Origin of the sequence: Methanococcus voltae PS (assembly GCF_024807035.1) — an archaeon.
Classification (GTDB): domain Archaea; phylum AGJL01; class Methanococci; order Methanococcales; family Methanococcaceae; genus Methanococcus; species Methanococcus voltae.
On the sequence record NZ_JANUCQ010000004.1, the window covers coordinates 49,877 to 65,705 of the forward strand.

Sequence of the window (15,829 nt, forward strand, 5' to 3'; positions counted from 1 at the left end):
TATTAAAGTTTAATTTAATAATAATTATAGTTGTTGATATTTATTACTTTTGAAACTCGACTATATTTTAATTCTAAAAACATAAATTTATATATTTAAAAAATAAATAAAGTTTTGTTTAAATATATTAAAAATAACTATAATAGTATAATACGATAATTGGTATACTCGTATAAATACCTATTGAACTAAACAATACGCCAAAATAATGAAAATAAAAATTAAAAGCTGATATTATTGGATTAAATTAAAAGGTGATTAGTTTGAATATAAATTTAAAAGCTAAAATTGGGCTTTTAATGTTATTCGTGCTTATGGTAATTCCTTCTACTTTTGCTAGTGGCAATTACGATTACAGGCTCGGAGACGTTAACCAAGATGGTAAAATATCTGTTTCAGACGTTGTTTATTTGTTTAATAACAGAAACTTAGACATAGAAGATGCGGATGTTAACGCAGATAATAAAATATCTGTTTCAGACGTTGTTTATTTGTTTAACTATTATGACGATATGAGTAATTCAATAACTCATTCATTAAACATGAATTTAAAATATTACGATGCTAGTGGCTACGAAGTAAATCCATACAATGGAGAAAGCTACGAATACAAAATATTAACCGATTCAACCGGTAAAAAGATATTATTAAAGCATACTGACCAAGTTGACCCTACGGGTGACAACTGGGGCTCAAAATACGATATAAGCGTTGACATACCATTAACCAAGGTATTAGTAATGAGTTCAACACAGATAGCTTTAATGAATCCTTTAAATAACGATGGAAGCGTTTTCAACTCAATCAAGGGTATAAGCTACGGTGGAGGGTACACTTGGTACTACCCAGAAATTGAATCCGGGCTTACTAGTGGTACTATAGTAGATTTGGGTTCTTCAGGTGCACCTACAGAAGATAAGATAGTTGCCTTAAGTGACTCACAATTATCATTTGTATATCCTGACCCTTGGAGTAATAACGCATTTTCAACAGCTTGTGATAAAGCGGGTGTTTTACCTGTTTCAGACGCAGAATACCTTGAACAAACATTCTTGGGTAGATGCGAATGGGTAAAAATGTTCGCGGCATTCTACGATAAAGAAAATTTAGCTTCAAAATACTTTAACGAGGAAGAGAAAAAAGCATTGAACGTTAAAAGAATTACACAAACCGCAGATACTACACCTTTAGTAGCTTGGGGTAGCTCATCATCCTGGGGTACATACGTTCCTAAATCACAAAGTTATATCGTAAAAGGTCTTGTACAAGACTGTAACACACAATATACATTCTTAGACCAAACTGGCACTGGTAGTGCAAGTATCGAATACGAAACATTCTTTGATAGAAATAAAAATGCGGATATTTGGGTGATTTCGTCATCACTTGGTTATATAGGTGACTTTAAAACACAATATACAGGATATGCAGAATACAAATCATATCAAAACGGTAAGATATTCTGTTTCTCAGATGACTTCTATCAAACTGGTTTAGAAAAAACTTCAAAAGTTCTTGAAGATATGGCAATAATTACACATCCAGAGCTTTATCCTGGTAAAACAACTAAATACTTATTACACTTTGACCCTGAAGCAGGTACTGCAACACCTTACACGGCATAAGTGACTTTAAATTGAATAAAATAGATGAATAATTCATATATTATATTAATATGGGTAATTAATATAAAAATATAATAAAAATATAATAAAATATTTTTCTCTTTTTCTTTTTAAATTTTTAAAACAATATTAAACTAACAACGTCATCGATGATAATATCAATAAAAAGATAATAAAAAGATAATAAAAAGATAATAAAAAAAGATAATGTATTATTCAAGTAACTTTTTTAATTCAAAAATACTTTTATCAATTTCTTCAATGTTATTTAGTCGTCTACTTTGAACTTCAATCATTTTTATACAATTTAATTTCTTTAAAGCTTTTTTATAATTTTCAAAAGGTATTTTGCCATCCCCTATATTTAAATGTTCATCAAAATCCCCGTTATTGTCGTGAATATGAACGTGTTTTATACGATTAAATATTTTCTCGTCACTATGTAAGAATTCGTCTATGTTATCATTCAAATAAGAGTGCCCTATATCAAAAGTTATGCCAACATCTCCAAAACTATCGATAACATCTGAATCAGGTGTCTTAAAAAGCATCATTTCATAGTTTGGCATATTTTCAATTGTAAGTTGTACGGAATGTTCGCTTTGCAACTTATTCATATCTTCAATAGTTTTTAAGAATGATTCAACCGCTCTGGGTCGCATACTGTCAAAAACGTTATAACCAGGATGCAAAACAATAACTCTTGCATTTGTCTTGTCTGCTACTTTTATGAGATGCTCAATTATATCAACGTTAACTTTCCTTAATTTCTCATATTTGGAAGCTAAATTCATATCTTCGAGCGGACAATGGATTGTATATTCTAAATTATAAGATAGAGGAAGTTCAGGGTTTTTAAAAACCCCTATATCGCTATCGCTAACTAATTCTACGTAATTAACCCTTTTTTCAAGAAATTCCAAAGCTTCATCTAGTGTATACTTGGTCTCGTGAAATAAACTTGAAGATACGCCTATCATAATTGCCCCCCCTTAAAATTACTCAATTATTATTATTATTATTATTATTATTATGAATTATTTAATGAATTTAACGTACTAAAGTGTCTAAAATATCATTATCTGTTAAATTTTCGATATTATAGTACTCTATCCCGTATTTTTTAGCAATTTTCTCCCCAATACCAATTTTTACAAAAGATTTTTTCTCGGTATCGATAAATATTAAATTAATACTTCTTTCAAGTAATTTTTCAACGATTTCACAAATTTCCAAGAAATAATTTTTGTTTATATTTACATTAGGCTTAAAATCACTAATCATTACTAAAATGGGTATCATATTTGGATTTTTACGCATTTCTATTTCAAAAGTTTCGTAAGCTTTTGTAAAAGCGTCGTAAAGTGGGGTTCTACCGCCTGTTTTTAACCCAATAAGGTTAGCCTCTGCAAGTTCTACCGAGCTGGTAAATGGAACTACAAGTTCGGCTTTATCTTTTCTAAATGCAACCATAGAAACTTTATCCCTATTTTGATAGGCATCCATCAATAAAGATACAATAGCACCTTTTGAAGCCTCCATACGTTTCAAAACTCCCATTGACCCACTTGCATCGACTCCAAACATTATATGTGTCGAAATATTTTTTTTCTTAACCTTATATTTCATATCTTCTGATTCGATGTACAGTGAAAGATTTTTAGCACTATTTTCTCGTCTAAATTTTTGATATGGTGCTGAAGCTTTTATTGTAGCATCAAAAGCTATATCGTTATTCGAATTAGATTTATATTTTACATAGCTACCTTTAGAACTGTAGCTACTAACTCTTTTACCGCTAGAATACCGTTCTATTCTATCATTTAATTTTATATCCAGTATTTTTGGATTAATTTTGCCTGAAGCTCCAAATTGTTCCTCAAAAATATTATTTGAAGTATTCTGATTATTGGAATTTTCATTATTGTTATTATCTTCGTTTTCTTCATCTTCAGTTTCTGAATTTTCATCCATATTTTGATTTTGAGGAATTTCAAAACTATTATTTTCTTCCAAATTATCATTATTGGTATCATTATTTTCGTTTTCTTCTTCGTTTTCTTCGTTTTCTTGAATTTCAGGCTCATCTAGTTTTTTGAATCTTCTTCACTATTATTTTCGTTGTTTTCGTTTTCATCTTGATTTTTATCTTCATTATCTTCGTTTTCAAAATCATCGAAAAATTGCTCTAATTTTTCATTATTTAATGTAGGCGGGTCAAATGGTTTTCTTCTCATCCTGTGTGGTAATGCAAGCTCGCAAGCCTCTTTTATATCATCTATTATAACATAATCACGCTGGTTTAGTGCTGCAATCGTTTTTGCAGTCCTTGCAACTGTAATATCCGCCCTATTTGTAGGGATATTCATTTCAATACATATCTGGGAGATAAATTCAAGCAAATCATTTTCAATTTTAACGGTTGGTAAAATTTTCCTAGCATTACCTATTTGCTCTCTTAAAAGGTTTTGTTCTTTTGAATATTCTTCTAAAATTATTTTGGGGTTTAAATTAAACTCTTCAACCTTTTTAATCACATTTACTCTTTTTTTAACGTCCATTAAGCCATCAACATTAACCATTAATCCGAATCTATCCAATATCTGGGGTCGTAATTCCCCTTCTTCTGGGTTCATAGTACCTACTAATATAAATTTAGACGGGTGTCTTATATTTATACCCTCTCTTTCAATAGTATTCCAACCCATAGCTGCTGCGTCAAGTAATATATCTACTATGTGGTCATCTAAAAGGTTTACTTCATCCAAATATAATATATTCCTGTTTGCGTCTGCCAAAATACCTTTATCCAATGATTTGATACCTTCTTTTATTGCTTTCTCTATATCAATTGTACCAATTACTCTGTCTTCAGTACTGCCTATGGGCAACGTAACAACTTTCATTTCCTTAAATGTCGTCTTATAAGGCTTATTTTTTGATAAACACTCATCGCACATGTTACCATTTGGGTCACAACTAAATATACAACCGTCCATGACTTCCATTTTAGGTAATATATCAGTTAAAGACCTAACGGTTGTTGATTTTGCAGTTCCTTTTTCACCTCTTATCAAAACGCCACCTATTGAGGGGTTTATAGCATTTAAAAGTAGCGCTTTTTTCATCTCTTCTTGTCCTTCTATTGCAGTGAATGGGAAATGGAAATTTTTTGCCATTTGATTCTCCTCCATGCTGTTGGTAAACTTTTTAGTATTAAAATTAGGGTAAATACCGTAAATACGGTAATTATTGTAAATTATTTTAAATAGTAATTATATGACCTATTATATAAATTTAACATAAGTTTAATAAAAATAAAATTTACTTTAATATGACATACAAAAATACGATGGGTTAAAAAATAAAATAAGCAATAAAAATAAAAATAAAATTAGAAAATAGGAAATGATGTATAAAAAAACTAATATAGGAGGTTATAATTATAACTAGTAACTAATTACTGGATTTTTTGTAAATTACCGTTTAAAAATTCTTTTAAACTGTTTTCTACATCCAAATCGTTTGCTCTATACAAACTTGTTTTTCCATCTAAAGCAGTTAAACTTCTTTGACCCATGTTTATAAATAAAATAGCGTCAGGATTTTCTACCATTAATGATTGTACAGTACTACCGTGTCCTGAATGACTACCGTCACCACAAGGGACATTTTCTAACTTTTTAGAGTTTACTACTTCGTTATTTTCGTTAATTTCATATATCATAAAGTATTCTGATTTTCCAAAGTGTTCTGAAACTTTTTCGTTTATAATAGGGATTGCTAATTTCATTTTTTCACCGATTTTTAATTTAAATAAATAATATGTAGTAATTAAATATGATTAAGAATAATTAAATAGTAATTAGTAAGTAATAACTAATAATTAGTAATTATTAAGTAAATAATTACTTTAAAGTAGAGAAATTCAAAAAATTAAAATCTTCTTCCGAAACCTCTACCCATACCAGCTCCCCTGCCCGGTTTATTAAAACCTTGACCTGCTCCACATCTTCTTCCAAAACTGCGGTTACCCATTGCATTATTGAAATTTCGACCGTAAAATCCTCTTGCGTCGATTATTTCGCTATCGTCCATAATTTCGTTGCTTTCTACGTTTTCAGTATTTTCCGTAGTTTTAGTAGCAAATTTTTCCTTAATTTCATCAATGGTCATACCCATCGCAAGTAATCTTCTAACACCCAATCCTCTCTCTGAAGATTCAATGCCTAATTTGTCACATATGCAGTTTCTATGCAATCTAAAGTCCATATTTTCACCAATGCTGCTCAATTTTATAATGTATTTAGTAAATAAATCTAATATTTATTTTACACATATGTGTGAAATATAATATATTTCTCATTACATATAAGTTTTACCATATTATCTCAAAATTCAAAAAAAATAAATTTAAGAGATTTTAAAATATTTAAAGGATTTTAAAATAATTACACTTAATTAATTTAAAATAATTAAGTTACTTTAAATTTTTATTTATTATTAGTTAGTGGATTTTTGATATTAACTCATTCCACGCTTTGGTTATCGCAAGCCCTGCATCGCTTTTTTTATAAGCTACGATAGGTGTTTCATTTTGTATTGATTCGCTTACCAATTTATCAAAGGGTATTTTTCCAATAACTACTATATCAGTTTTAGAATCCATAATTTTAATATATTGCTCTATTTCAGTTGTTTTTTCTTCATTTAAGTCATATTTATTAATAATTACATAACAAGGCATATCAAAAAATTTAATCAATTCCAAAACCCTTTTTAAATCATTTAAACCTGATTGCGTAGGTTCAGTTACAACAATGGCATAATCACAGCCCGTTAATGAAGCAATAACCACACAGCCGATTCCCGGCGAACCATCGATTAGTAGGTAGGGGAAATTGGAATCTATATTGTAACTTTCTGCCATTTGTCTAACTTCCGTTACAACTTTACCTGCACCATCTGCACCTATTTTTAAATTAGCATATGATAAATATCCATTTTCAATTTTAGAGCCATTGATGTGTCCTGTTAATTCGTCATTTAAAGATATTGCATTTACGGGGCAAATGTAATCACAAAATCCGCAACCTTCACAATCCAACTCGTTAATAAAAACTAAATCATCTTTTATAGTTATTGCATTAAACCTACACTTTTCGTAGCATAATTTACAGTTGGTACAAATATTGTAATCTATGGTAGCTAGTTTTGAGCCGTAATATTCTTTTTGTTCAATTAATTCATTCTTAAACATTAAATGAAGATTGGGAGCTTCTACATCACAATCTGCAATATTTAATTTGTTATATTTGTTAGCCATAAGTCTTGCAAAAGATGAAGAAATTGTTGTTTTGCCAGTTCCTCCTTTTCCACTTAGAACTACTATTTTCTTCATAAATTTAACCTCCTTTTGAGGTTTGAGAAAATTATATCCATGTTTTTAGTAAATAAATTTGATTCTTTGTGATTGGTAATTTCTACTAAAAGATTTCCTTTTGAATAATTTTTGGCAATTTCTTTTGAAAAAGGAATTTTCCCAATAATCTCAATATCTTTAGTTTTGCAGTAATCTTCGATTATAGTATCGTATTCGTTAGATTTATTTATTATTACGCCGTAGGGTATTTTTAAATAGTCTAAAACGCTTACTGCTATATCTAAATCGTGTAATCCGAATTTTGTAGGCTCAGTGATTAAAAGTGAAAAATCCGAATCTTTTACTGTGTTTAAAACGTTGCAAGAGCTACCTGGAGGTGCATCTAATATATTTATAACATTTGAATTTGAATTTGAATTACTATTTAAATCCATGATTTTTTTCATCCTTTTAATTATTGGAACTCCTGTAGGCTCTTGTATATTTAAAAAACCACTGGTGGATTTTAGATTAGCTTTTTTCGAGTAACCCATTTTAATTTCGCCAATAGGTCTCGAAACTTCACTAATTGCATTTACAGGGCATACTTCATAACAAAGTCCACAATCATGACATAATTTCTCAAAAACCATTACTTTGTTTTTGGTAACTGCTAAAGCGTTAAAATTGCAGTATTTTGCACAATCTCCACATTTTGTACATAAATTTTCATCCACTTCAGGCATTTTTGAGGTTACAGTTTCGTTTTTTTCAATCTCAGGATTTAGGAATATAAAACCGTTGGGCTCTTCGATATCAAAATCCCAATATTGCACATTATAGTTTTTTAAAGCCATGTAATAGCTTAAATTAGTGGAAATAGTTGTTTTGCCAGTTCCTCCTTTTCCACTTAGTATTGAAATTTTCATGATTTCACAAGTTTCAGGTTTAATTGATTATTTGATTACTTTATTAGATTATTAAGTTATTAAGTTATTAAGTTATTAAATTATTAAATTATTAAGCATTTTAGTTTTTATTAATTATTTGATTAATTCATTCCCTGATGAGGCATTCCTGCTTTTTTTATTTCATTTAAATCATTTTCTTCAAATTTAACGATGTTATCTTGAACTGTACTTTCAGTACCTTTTAATACTTTAATACCTTCTGATTCAAGAACTGATTTAGCATTTGGACCGATATTGCCACTTATTAAAACTTCTGCCTTTTTTTCGATTATTAATTGTGCTGAACCAATACCTGCGCCATGTGCTGATGATGTGTTGTTATTATCAATTGCTTCAAATTCTTTAGTGGTTGTATCGTAAATTATAAAATACGAACTTCTTCCAAATCTTTGTTCAAAATTGCTGTTTAACTCTTTTCCAGTACTTGTAATACATATTTTCATAATATCACTCCGTTTCCCATTTTTATTTTTAGTATTATTTTCAGTTTTTAATCTGTAAATTGTCATATATATAATTATGCACATATGTGCAAAATAGATTTTATTTTAATGTTATTATTATATCTTGATTTAATGCCAAAAAATTATAAATTATAAATTATAGATTATAGAATATAGATTATAGAATATAGATTATAAAAAATAAGGATATTAAACTTATAAAAAAATAATAAAAATAATAAAAATAAAAAAAGAAAGAAACTTTTTTTAAAAGTTTCATCAACTTACTTACTCCACTAAAACCGGTTTGTCATTTGTCCAACGAACAGTTATTGGTTCTTTTGGCATTTCATTTAATGTTTTAAAGTATTCTAAAGCTGCTTGTGTTCCATATCTGTCAGAACCTGCGATATAAATCACATAGTGACTTGCCACAATCTTTGAACTAACGTCTTGGACTTTTAAAACTTGAATAACTCCAGTATTTTTCCCAGGATTTTCATTGTTTATAGGCTTTAAGAATTTATCATTGTGTGCTTCTGCAAATCTATTAACTATAGGACCACCAACAACTATTAAATCTTCTGTGATGGCTTCTAAACTTTCGTCTAATTCCTGTTTTAAGTCTTCAGAATCTTGTATATTTTCCTTTAAATTATCTTCTGCGATTGACTTATCAAATTTATCATCTGCAATAATTCTGGAATTTGTTACAGTATCCCTTATATTTTTTGAAGCAAAGTTATTTTTAGTTCCTTCTTGCTCTGCTTTTTTAATCATTTTTTTGGCAGAATTTTTATTTTTATTATTAATATTGTTATTTGTATTAGTATTGGGGTTTGTTTTATTATTTCCAGTATAATTTAGTACGTAATTATCTAATGTAGTATATCTTGAATAGTTATCAACAAATGCGCTAATATCATAAGGTTTTGTCGTGAATCCTTTACCATTATCTACAGGATTTTCTCTCCCCATTGATTCATTGAAGTTAAACCAGTAGTTACCAAATTTACTGTTGTATACATTACCATCTACTTTGTATTGATATCTTATACTGTTTGGTGATTCGAAAGTACAGTTTACCAAAATATTCCAAGTAGCCATGTGTCCCGCTAAGAAGTCATTTAGATATATGTTGCTATTCGAAATTGGACCTCTCATGGTAAATCCGAATGCAAGAATCTTATTCAAGTCTTTACTATCTACTCCAAAAAATGTATTCCCTACAAGTGTTATATTATCTGAACCGTTGAGATTGTATACACATACACCATATCGGTCTGTTGTAATATTAAAGGTTGAATTACTAATTACAGTATTTTTTAAGGTAGCTGTAAAAAACAATATACCACTACTATTATTTAAGCCCCTCATTTGGAAATTACAGTCTTTAATATAGGTATTTTCTAAGTTATTTATATATACCATTTCACCAGAATAATTTAAAACATCCATATAGATATCTAAATTTTCCATTGGTACATTTGAATAATTAAATTGTATAGCATTCCCATAAATTCCACTTATATTTATGTAGTTATTTGAAATTCTAGAATCTAAACTGTTTGAAGTATTTATTATCCCATATTTTCCTATTTCAACACCAACTCCTACAATATCCATACCATTTTTAATTACAATATTGTTATTATTGATTATAGGTGAATTTAAGGATTTTTTTTCGTCATTTGGATTAAATCCAATTCCATATGTACCATTATTTATAAATATGTCACAATTTTCAATTGTAAGGTTATTTACAGAGGAATTTATCATAATTCCATTACATTCGTAATTTATAGGCGTTTCTATTTTTAAATTTTTGATTGTAATGTTATCAAAGATTTTACCGCTTTTGTAAACTCGTATAACGTCCAAAGCAGTTGAATCCGTACCTAGTTTATGGTTATTCCCGTCGATTACTACATCGCTTGATTGAATTACGATTCCCTTTGTAATGTCTGTGATATCTTCATCCAATACGTAAGTTCCAGGACCGATTATTGTCCTATTATTATCGTAAGTTGACTTAGTAATGTGAATTATCGAAGATTTGTTTGTTTTATTCTCTTCAGGGGTTACGACACCATTACTAGGGAAATAATTCTCCCATTTTTCAACTAACGGATGGGTATCGTTTGCTTGCTGTATCATACTATATAAGGAGTAGTTTCCATCTCTTATCCCGTCACCGTCTGCATCTGCAGGACTTATACAGGCATCCCAGTAGTTACCAACTATCTTATTAGTATATTGTTGACTGTTGTATGTGTAATTTATAGCATTCGGGCTGTAGAATTGATTAATCCCAATGCCATCAATTTTAGTATCCCGTACATTATCTACAAAATTATTCAAGTAAATATAGTTCTTAATACTAAAGTGTCCATTAAAAATGCATATTGCCCCACCGAAAGAATTATTTTGTATGGTGTTATATGCAATTGTTGAATCATATGCGGAAAGAGAGATTCCAAAGCCATCTGCTCCAATACCAAAACTTTTGTAGCTGTTATTTATTATCGTATTATGTGTTATTTTAATACCATAAGAATTACTCGTTTTAATTCCGTTTCCATTATAGTTAGTAATAGTATTGTTATAAATTGTTGCATATTTAAATGTTTGAAGATATATAGGCGTATTACTTACGTTATTTATTATGTTATTTGAAAAATTCATACCTTCTAAACCTGGCAAATTCGGTGAGGTAACTATTACGAAAGCCGTAGTATCTAAAAATGTACTATTAACTACTGTGATATCATTTTTATTACAAAATATATTAGTTACCCAATTTGCAACTTTGATATTTTTAATTGTTGTACCTACCCCGCCTACACTAAGTAGTGTAGATGATACACCCTTAGTATTATTTAACCAGTTATTATTTCCATCGATTATTACATTATCCGCCGATACTGTAATTAAATTACTATTCGGAACGTTTATATCCGAAAGATTACAGTTTATTACATACGTTCCCGGTAAGGTTATTTCGTATGTACTTGTTAAATTTTCTGCATTTAATAGATATGTTTGTGGCGCAGACGTACCGCCCTGTACATTACCTATTGTAAAAACGCATAAAAAGAACATTGTTACTAAAAACAGTTTTTTATTGATTGCTATAATTTCACCTATCTAATGGTTGTATATAAAAATACTATATTATTTTATTTGGATTAATAATTTAATGTAATAGTTTCATATCTATATTTTATAATATTTATTTATTGCCATTATATCCTCATATATGTAAATACATACTGTTAAATTAAATATTTTCAGAAATAACACGATAAAAACATTTTATTATGATGTTAAATACTATTTAATTAATTTAAGAATAATTAGACTATGATTAGGACATAATTAAAATAATTAAAATAAAAAAATATCTAAAAGTAATACTCGAAAATTAAAATATAGAATAACTATAGAATAAATATAGACTAAATATAGGCTAAATATAGAATAATATAAAACTAATAATTAAAATAAATATAAAACTAATAATTAAAATAAAAAAATAAGAAAATTAAGTCATTGATTTGTAATCTCTAATCATATTTTTTAAAGACCTACCGGTAGGTTCAAATTGAGGATATTTAGCCGTAGCTTTTTTTATAACATTCAGAGCATCCTCGTATTTACCATATTCTATTAGAGTAACCGCAGTATCATAATATGGGTCTAAATAAGTTTCATCTGCTAAATCCATAGCTTTAGTTAAATAACTCATACCCTCATCAAGTTTACCCAATTTTGAAAGGGATAAACCCATACCTTTATTAAGATAAGCATCGTCAGGAGCGATTGAAAGAGCTTTTTCATTTACCATTTTTGACTTTTCGTAGTTGCCCAACATAAAACTTACAAAGCCTTGATAACTTAATAATTCGGTGTCTTCTGGACTAATAGAAAGTGCCTTGTCTAACGCCATACTTGCAATTTGATAATCGCCTGCTCGGGTAAAGTTACCTGCTATACTTTTTAAAGTATCAAAATCATTTATATTATCCAACCATTTTAATGCCTTATTCATTGCTACAACGTATGAACAATAATTATTTTCTGAATAAATCGTACCATTCATTGTTAATCTTGTATTTGGACAACCTCCCAAACACATTTGCCCGTAAATACATTCATTACATAGTCCTCCTAATTTGGATTTTTCCATAGTCCTACTCCATGAAAAATTATCCTCATTTTCCCAAATCTCACGCAGTGGAGTTTCTCGGGCGTTTCCTTCAATGTATTCTCGGTCTCTAATAGAAGTACAACCTAAAATCTCACCATTGTGTAATATACCAAAACTACGTTTACCAGCAGTACATCCTTTCCATGTAACATCGTATTCCGCAGGATAAGCCTTTCTACGAACTTCTAGCTCTTTAAGATTATAGTAACCTATACAATCAGCCGGGAATATGACAATATCGTCTTTTAAAGAATCGTGTGCAAAATCAATTATCTTATTAACGTCTTCAGGCTTCATAATCATTTCAGGATGGTTTACAAAGTTACCCATCGGCAAACCTATTTGCATTTGCCAAAGTTTTACACCTTTGTCAATCAATACGTGTTTAAGTTCTTCGAGTTCATTTATATTTTTGTTGTGAATTGTTGTTATTGCGCCTGCTGTAACATTAGAATCCCTCATAAGTTCAAAAGCATTCATAATTCTATCGTACGAACCATTCATACGCATATAATCGTGAGTTTCTTTTAAACCGTCGAGACTTATTGCCATAGTACCTATTTCTGTCTTTTCAGCTTTTTTTAATATATCTTCGTCAAAAAGCCATCCGTTAGTAATCATATTTGGGATAACACCATTATCCGTTAATTCTTGGGCTATTACATGCCAATCTTTTCGTACTAAAGGTTCTCCCCCGGATAACGTTATCCATTTCAACCCCAAATCCCCAATTTCCTGAGATAACTTCACTGCTTCCTCAGTTGTTAATTCATCAGGTAATGGCTCTTTACAACTTGAACCGCAATGTTTACATCGCATATTGCAAGCCATAGTAATTTCCCAAACTGCCGTTATTGGTTTATATTCCAAAATATCCCCCTAATAATCTTGATTATCATTTATTGATAATATTTTAACTTATGTTACCTTATTTAGCATATTTTATTAAATAAATAAGAAAGATTAAACTTAAAAATTTAAACCTATAATTTAAACCTAATAATTTAAACCTAATAATTTAAAATTTAAAAGTTAAAAAATATGATAGTTAATGAGTAATTAAAGATTTATTATTTTATTTGTACGTCCCATCTGGGAATCCGTACTTAACTATACAGTTTGGATGCTCAATGAAACCCACAGGGAATCCGTATTTTAAGTTACATTCATTGGCATTCTTAGCAATACCGCTTGGAGTTCCGTATTTTACAACGCAACGTTCTGAATCTTCAGTAGTTTTTTCAATACGCACAGGGAATCCGTATTTTAGTATACAATCATCACCTTGTGCATTTTCACAGTCAAATATTGGAGCTCCGTATTTTAGTATACATTCTTCAGAATTTCTAGATATACCCCATGGTGTACCATATTTAAGTAAGCAATTTTCCTTGCTTTCTATTACCATAGGCGCAGCGTACAACATTTGGGTTTGTAATCCCCCTACATTTGCAACTGCAGTGTTAGGTGCGCAATTTACGCCGTATGCCACAATTGGGTCGTAGAATTGTCTTGAAAATCCATACGGTGGAATACATATATTATTAGTTGCCACAGATAAACAAGGTATTCCATACAGTAGCGGAGGTATTGTACCGGCGTTCTCTGTTAAACAAGGTACGCCATAATCTGTCACAGGGTCTGGTGGCGTTGGTGCCCCGTAGACTACAATTATACCGCCTGTTTCAGGGTCCTTGTAAGCTTGAATGTTCTTTTCATTTACGAGAGTGCTCAGTGCTTCAGGAGCAATTTTTAAGAATTTGCTGTCTCCCATAGCAGCGTTTAAACTTCTCATTTCATTTTTAGCTCGGCTAGTGGTTGGCGATTCAACGATTAATGCGTAGGAAACTTCTTCTGCTACCTCAAAATCTCCAAAAGGTTGTACAAGTTTGAATCCCAAATAATCCTGACCTTTTTCCATTGCTAAAAATTCAAATGTTACCTTTACCCTTCCCCCAGGTTTTGGGTCAATAACGGTTGTCGTTTTATCCACAAAAGCCACAAAATCAGGAATATATGTTATTCCCCATACATACGGGATACCTCCGTTTGTATAAAGGTCAACTTTAAACCTTTCTTTTGCATTTACGTTTATGTCTCCAATTTTCTTATTCTCCATCTTTTCCCCCTATTTAATTTATATTATTTAAACCTCTCAATTAGGCAATTATGTCCCGTCAATCCTCTTTTTAGCCCATTAAAATATATAAAATAATACCATTATATAATTTGTCATATTTTTAGATTTGCATATTTAAATATGTAAAAATATTGAATTAATTGACTAAATAATATAAAAATTATAAAATAAAAATTATAAGATAAAAGTAAATAAAAATTAAAAAAGATAATAGTTTAAAGTAAATAATGGATTATTCGTATTTCCTTCTAACCAATTCTTCGATACTTTCTGTTAATTCATCTAAACCCTGTTCACTTAAAGGGGTTGGAATAGTAGTTTTTTTATTCTCATAAATAGAATTTGCAAGTTCTCTGAATTTATTTGCAATTTCAGAGTCTGGAGCGTACTCTATTGTAGTCTGTTTTCTAAGTTCTGCTTTTGTTATAATGTTACTCATAGGCACTTTACCCATAACTTGAGAGTTTATCCCTTCTACAAATTTATCGATAATTTCTGGCTCATCTACAACACTCCTACCGTTGTATATAATACCGCCGAGTGCTATTTTACCCCTGTTTCCGTATCTTTTGATACCCTTACAAATATTATTTGCTGCGTAAATAGCCATGGGGTCACAAGTTGTTACAATGTAAACGTCCTCTGCGAGCTTCTTTTGAAGTGGCATTGCGAAACCACCACATACAACGTCCCCCAAAATGTCATAAATAACTACATCAGGTTTTAGTTCATCATAAACACCTAATCTATCTAGCATATCAACAGCTGTGATAACACCACGTCCCGCACAGCCAACACCTGGCTCAGGACCACCACTTTCGACACAGTAAACGCCATTAAAACCTTCGTAAACAATATCTTCAATTTTCATGTATTCCGGACCTTTATCTCTAAAGGTATCTAAAACGGTATTTATCTTTCCGTGCATTAATGTCCTTGTAGAGTCTGCTTTAGGGTCACAACCGACTACCAAAACTTTTTTACCATCTTCTGCTAAAGCAGCCGCCATATTGCCTACATTTGTGGATTTTCCGATTCCACCTTTACCATATATACAAAATTTCCTCATAATCACACC

Annotated in this window: 13 protein-coding genes; 1 reads left to right on the top strand and 12 read right to left on the bottom strand. The window is 30.1% G+C overall.

Features of this window, described 5'->3' with window-relative positions; all coding sequences use genetic code 11:
- Nucleotides 1-254 precede the first annotated feature (254 nt).
- The gene (locus tag M2325_RS07220) at nt 255-1,625 is read left to right on the top strand and encodes an ABC transporter substrate-binding protein (RefSeq protein WP_310572598.1); all 1,371 of its coding nucleotides are present in this window, start codon (nt 255-257) and stop codon (nt 1,623-1,625) included.
- Between the two features lie 212 nt (nt 1,626-1,837).
- Here the strand turns inward: M2325_RS07220 and M2325_RS07225 are convergent, their stop codons facing one another.
- The 12 genes from M2325_RS07225 to nifH form a co-directional block, all read right to left on the bottom strand.
- The gene (locus M2325_RS07225) at nt 1,838-2,605 is read right to left on the bottom strand and encodes a sugar phosphate isomerase/epimerase family protein (RefSeq protein ID WP_259052395.1); all 768 of its coding nucleotides are present in this window, start codon (nt 2,603-2,605) and stop codon (nt 1,838-1,840) included.
- 70 nt (nt 2,606-2,675) lie between these two features.
- Nucleotides 2,676-3,641, bottom strand: a complete 966-nt coding sequence (locus M2325_RS07230) for a VWA domain-containing protein (RefSeq protein WP_310572599.1) — start codon at nt 3,639-3,641, stop codon at nt 2,676-2,678.
- Nucleotides 3,642-3,712: 71 nt separating this feature from the next.
- Complete coding sequence (locus M2325_RS07235) at nt 3,713-4,804, bottom strand: magnesium chelatase ATPase subunit I (protein WP_209631496.1); 1,092 nt, start codon at nt 4,802-4,804, stop codon at nt 3,713-3,715.
- Nucleotides 4,805-5,085: 281 nt separating this feature from the next.
- Nucleotides 5,086-5,418 carry a NifB/NifX family molybdenum-iron cluster-binding protein gene (locus tag M2325_RS07240; RefSeq protein ID WP_209590752.1) on the bottom strand — a complete coding sequence of 111 codons (333 nt, stop codon included), beginning with the start codon at nt 5,416-5,418 and terminating at the stop codon, nt 5,086-5,088.
- A gap of 143 nt (nt 5,419-5,561) precedes the next feature.
- The gene (locus tag M2325_RS07245) at nt 5,562-5,897 is read right to left on the bottom strand and encodes a hypothetical protein (protein WP_259052397.1); all 336 of its coding nucleotides are present in this window, start codon (nt 5,895-5,897) and stop codon (nt 5,562-5,564) included.
- Nucleotides 5,898-6,132: 235 nt separating this feature from the next.
- Nucleotides 6,133-7,026 carry an ATP-binding protein gene (locus M2325_RS07250; RefSeq protein WP_259052400.1) on the bottom strand — a complete coding sequence of 298 codons (894 nt, stop codon included), beginning with the start codon at nt 7,024-7,026 and terminating at the stop codon, nt 6,133-6,135.
- Nucleotides 7,023-7,916: a nucleotide-binding protein gene (locus tag M2325_RS07255; RefSeq protein WP_209590749.1), complete on the bottom strand. Its 894-nt coding sequence runs from the start codon at nt 7,914-7,916 to the stop codon at nt 7,023-7,025. Before M2325_RS07255 ends, M2325_RS07250 begins: the two co-directional genes overlap by 4 nt.
- 122 nt (nt 7,917-8,038) lie before the next feature.
- Nucleotides 8,039-8,401 carry a NifB/NifX family molybdenum-iron cluster-binding protein gene (locus M2325_RS07260; protein WP_209590748.1) on the bottom strand — a complete coding sequence of 121 codons (363 nt, stop codon included), beginning with the start codon at nt 8,399-8,401 and terminating at the stop codon, nt 8,039-8,041.
- 288 nt (nt 8,402-8,689) lie between these two features.
- Nucleotides 8,690-11,503, bottom strand: a complete 2,814-nt coding sequence (locus M2325_RS07265; protein WP_259052402.1) for a NosD domain-containing protein — start codon at nt 11,501-11,503, stop codon at nt 8,690-8,692.
- Between the two features lie 442 nt (nt 11,504-11,945).
- Nucleotides 11,946-13,481 carry a radical SAM/SPASM domain-containing protein gene (locus M2325_RS07270; RefSeq protein ID WP_209631501.1) on the bottom strand — a complete coding sequence of 512 codons (1,536 nt, stop codon included), beginning with the start codon at nt 13,479-13,481 and terminating at the stop codon, nt 11,946-11,948.
- Between the two features lie 205 nt (nt 13,482-13,686).
- Nucleotides 13,687-14,730, bottom strand: a complete 1,044-nt coding sequence (locus tag M2325_RS07275) for a protease inhibitor I42 family protein (RefSeq protein WP_209590745.1) — start codon at nt 14,728-14,730, stop codon at nt 13,687-13,689.
- Nucleotides 14,731-14,983: 253 nt separating this feature from the next.
- Nucleotides 14,984-15,820 (bottom strand): nitrogenase iron protein, encoded by an 837-nt coding sequence (nifH, locus tag M2325_RS07280; RefSeq protein WP_209590744.1) that lies wholly within the window; start codon nt 15,818-15,820, stop codon nt 14,984-14,986.
- Nucleotides 15,821-15,829: the final 9 nt, after the last annotated feature.

Coding starts and splice junctions, on each gene's coding strand:
- M2325_RS07225 (WP_259052395.1), bottom strand. CDS start 2,605: ATGATAGGCGTATCTTCAAGTTTATTTCACGAGACCAAGTATACACTA.
- M2325_RS07235 (WP_209631496.1), bottom strand. CDS start 4,804: ATGGCAAAAAATTTCCATTTCCCATTCACTGCAATAGAAGGACAAGAA.
- M2325_RS07240 (WP_209590752.1), bottom strand. CDS start 5,418: ATGAAATTAGCAATCCCTATTATAAACGAAAAAGTTTCAGAACACTTT.
- M2325_RS07245 (WP_259052397.1), bottom strand. CDS start 5,897: ATGGACTTTAGATTGCATAGAAACTGCATATGTGACAAATTAGGCATT.
- M2325_RS07250 (WP_259052400.1), bottom strand. CDS start 7,026: ATGAAGAAAATAGTAGTTCTAAGTGGAAAAGGAGGAACTGGCAAAACA.
- M2325_RS07255 (WP_209590749.1), bottom strand. CDS start 7,916: ATGAAAATTTCAATACTAAGTGGAAAAGGAGGAACTGGCAAAACAACT.
- M2325_RS07260 (WP_209590748.1), bottom strand. CDS start 8,401: ATGAAAATATGTATTACAAGTACTGGAAAAGAGTTAAACAGCAATTTT.
- M2325_RS07265 (WP_259052402.1), bottom strand. CDS start 11,503: ATGTTCTTTTTATGCGTTTTTACAATAGGTAATGTACAGGGCGGTACG.
- M2325_RS07275 (WP_209590745.1), bottom strand. CDS start 14,730: ATGGAGAATAAGAAAATTGGAGACATAAACGTAAATGCAAAAGAAAGG.
- nifH (WP_209590744.1), bottom strand. CDS start 15,820: ATGAGGAAATTTTGTATATATGGTAAAGGTGGAATCGGAAAATCCACA.